This window comes from Bartonella sp. ML69XJBT (assembly GCF_028618515.1).
In the GTDB taxonomy this organism is placed as follows: domain Bacteria; phylum Pseudomonadota; class Alphaproteobacteria; order Rhizobiales; family Rhizobiaceae; genus Bartonella.
In genome coordinates, this window is the sequence record NZ_JAQITB010000077.1 from 1 (window position 1) to 3,059 (window position 3,059).

Here is a 3,059-nt window from a genome sequence, read left to right on the forward strand (position 1 = left end):
ATTATGATATCGTCTTATAGGCTGTCACCATGCCAAAACCACGCCCTCCTTATCTTCTCAAAGAAATCACACGCCATGGCAAAATCATATGGTATGTACGCATTGGTCATGGGAAACGTATTAGAATACGTGGAACCTATGGAACACAAGAGTTTGTTGACAACTACAAAATGGCAATTGCCGAATTACAAGGACTTATACTCCCAAAATCTAAAACCGGTAAACTTACTGAAGGGTCATTTGCATGGCTGCTTAAACAGTATTTTAATAGCGCCAATTGGCATAACCTTGCTAAAGCTACAAAAAAACAAAGAGAACCCCTTCTTATGAAGGTATGCGATAGTATAGGAAACATTCCATACCAAGCAATTGAGAAAAAACATATCATAGCTGGTGTTGAACGGCGTAAAGAAACACCAGCAATGGCTAGAGACTTTTTAAAAACACTCAATGGACTTTTTAAATGGGCAATTGAACAAGATCTTTTAGAAAATAATCCAGCTTTAGGGATAAAAACACCCTCTTTAAAAAACAAAGGCGGTTTTCCTGTTTGGACAGAAGAAGATGTTGAGAAATATTACCAACGCTGGTCGCATGGTACTCATGAACGTGTCTGGATTGATGTCCTTTTGTATACGGGGTTGCGTCGTGGTGATGCCGTTCGCATCGGTTGGAAAGATGTAAAAGATAATATTATTCATCTTAAAACAGAAAAAAGCCAATTTAAAACAGATGTTTTTCTTCCTATTTTACCAGAATTAGCAGAGACACTTAAAATTGGTCCTGTTGGGAAAGAAACATTCATCTGTAGTAAACGCCGAGAAAAATTAGCCAAAGATAGCTTCGGAGTTTTATTTTATAATGCATGTACCAAGGCGGGTATCAAAAAATCAGCACACGGATTGAGAAAATTAGCAGCAACACGCGCCGCTAATTCTGGTGCAACAGTATCGCAATTGAAAGCAATTTTTGGCTGGACAGATGACAATATGGCATCTCTTTACACAAAGAGCGCAGACCGTAAAAGATTAGCAGTAGAAGCGATAAAAAAGCTCCAAAAAAGTTAGGGTTAGAGGCAAAAAAACGTAATAGAATCAAGACTCACCAATTCCCTTACTTATACAGTAACTTATTAATTTAATTTTTATTTATTTTGGTACAGTTGAAGGAAAAACATATACAGAGATCAGTTTACGGCGTACAAAAGTTAAAGATTTAGAATTGATAAGCATAAAGGAAGATATCAAGCAAACAATAGAAATGATTGCCTCTTTTTCGGGATGGTCTTATGATATGATCAACAAACTTGATAAGCGCGACTTTTCAAATATCAAAGATATTTTGGACTCCTCATTAAAAGAAGTGTTCGACAAAATAATCAGAATTAGTAACAATCTGGAAATGGCTTTAAAAAATCCATTCACAAACTACCTTAAAAATTTTAACCATGAAATAAAGAACCTAAAAATATACATGGGAAAAATAATAAGTGTCTGTATTTTCAACAACATCATATCGGAAAAATGCAAAAACAGTTTTTATAAAGATATATTTAAAACACAGAATATAAAAGACATAAAAGAGGAAATCTTTAGCGACTATACACCAATAACAGCACGTACCCCTTCTAATACACAGATTCAAATAAACATTATAAATTATGGTACCTTCGTACAAAATAGTCCATCAGGAACTATGCATATTACATCTTATCAAAAAACTGAAGACAAAACAAAAAAATCAACGTTGGATATAATCTTAAAATCGTTAGACATTGCCTTAAAAATTTTGAATCTGCCCTCTTGGTGTTGGGAGTTTTTACTCAAAAGATTAAAATAGTTTTTCGAGCATTATTGCTAAGTAAAAAAACAAGGAGGAAAACGTACAATCAAACGATCTTCTCTCTTCTTCACTTATCTCAGCTTTTAAAAGCTTTTCAAATTGAAGGGTATCAATATTATTGATCATCAATAACATACTATTCGTCATAAAAACAGCGCATAAAAACGAAAATTATAGCGACCATGATTTCTTAGAAAAAAGCAAACAACAACGATAAAATTTTACTTTTTATCCTCAAACACAAGGAACACCATCAACAACCAAAAGAATCCTCACACAAGAATAATGATACTTTTTATGAAAAAGTAAAAAGCGCATTCATTTCCTATAAGACACAGAATGATCAATTAATATGCGCCTAAAACATCAATATCCCCCTTGATGTTGCTGATTATATGTTGATCAAAACATTATCGTAAAAACACTCTTTTTAAATTTTCCAACAGAGCCCTAATAAAACAAGCCTATGTCATTATTTTGCACAACCAGAGCATAATGTAAAAAACGTTCAATCTGTTTGCACCTTAGACGCTCAACAAAAGACTCCATGAATAGCTCTAAACAAAAACTTCAAACGCAAATAAATCTTCTGATGATATATAATCTTTTGCTTTGGTTAATTCGTTTTTTTCACCCTAAGAGGTCCAAAGAGCATAAAAAAACCTTGGCAGACAATTGAGATCTTGCAGCATTGCCCCCACACACAGCCTACAGCAAAAGCAACAACTTGAACAGCTTCTCTCTCCCACACAACACGAGGTGCAATTAAAAATTATGCTGTCTCATAAAATCTCATAAGAGATAAAATGATCACACGAACACATCTTTCCTCAAGCATAAATTAGATCTTTAGAATTTGTACATTCAACATTTTTCCTCTCATAAAATATTGCAGTGTTTTTCTATTCATTTTAGCTTCTATCCGTCTCTGTGGGAACATAATGGATCAGCAAGCATTCTATCTCCAGCATCATTCAAGGAGATAAAAACATGGAAACCCGCATTCCTGAAGACACACCCTTCGATACGCATTTTCTAGGAGAAACATCCCTAGAAACAGAATATCCTTTTTTCCAACCTCCCATTTCATGGTCTGCAATTTTTGCCGGACTTGTGACAGCTCTTGCCACATCAATCTGCCTCTCTTTTCTGGTGGCAGCATTAGGCTTGGGTCAAATGGATTTCACTTCTTCAAGCTCTTTTGAAGGCTCTTTCCT

General features: G+C 34.7%; 2 protein-coding genes and 1 pseudogene. All 3 read left to right on the top strand.

Going from position 1 to position 3,059, the window contains the following annotated elements:
* Positions 1-29: 29 nt before the first annotated feature.
* Positions 30-1,067: a tyrosine-type recombinase/integrase gene (locus PVV68_RS09885; RefSeq protein ID WP_273721793.1), complete on the top strand. Its 1,038-nt coding sequence runs from the start codon at positions 30-32 to the stop codon at positions 1,065-1,067.
* Between the two features lie 79 nt (positions 1,068-1,146).
* The gene (locus tag PVV68_RS09890; RefSeq protein ID WP_273721795.1) at positions 1,147-1,839 is read left to right on the top strand and encodes a phage tail assembly protein; all 693 of its coding nucleotides are present in this window, start codon (positions 1,147-1,149) and stop codon (positions 1,837-1,839) included.
* Positions 1,840-2,832: 993 nt separating this feature from the next.
* A pseudogene (locus PVV68_RS09895) lies at positions 2,833-3,059 on the top strand (DUF3792 domain-containing protein); the annotation flags it as partial.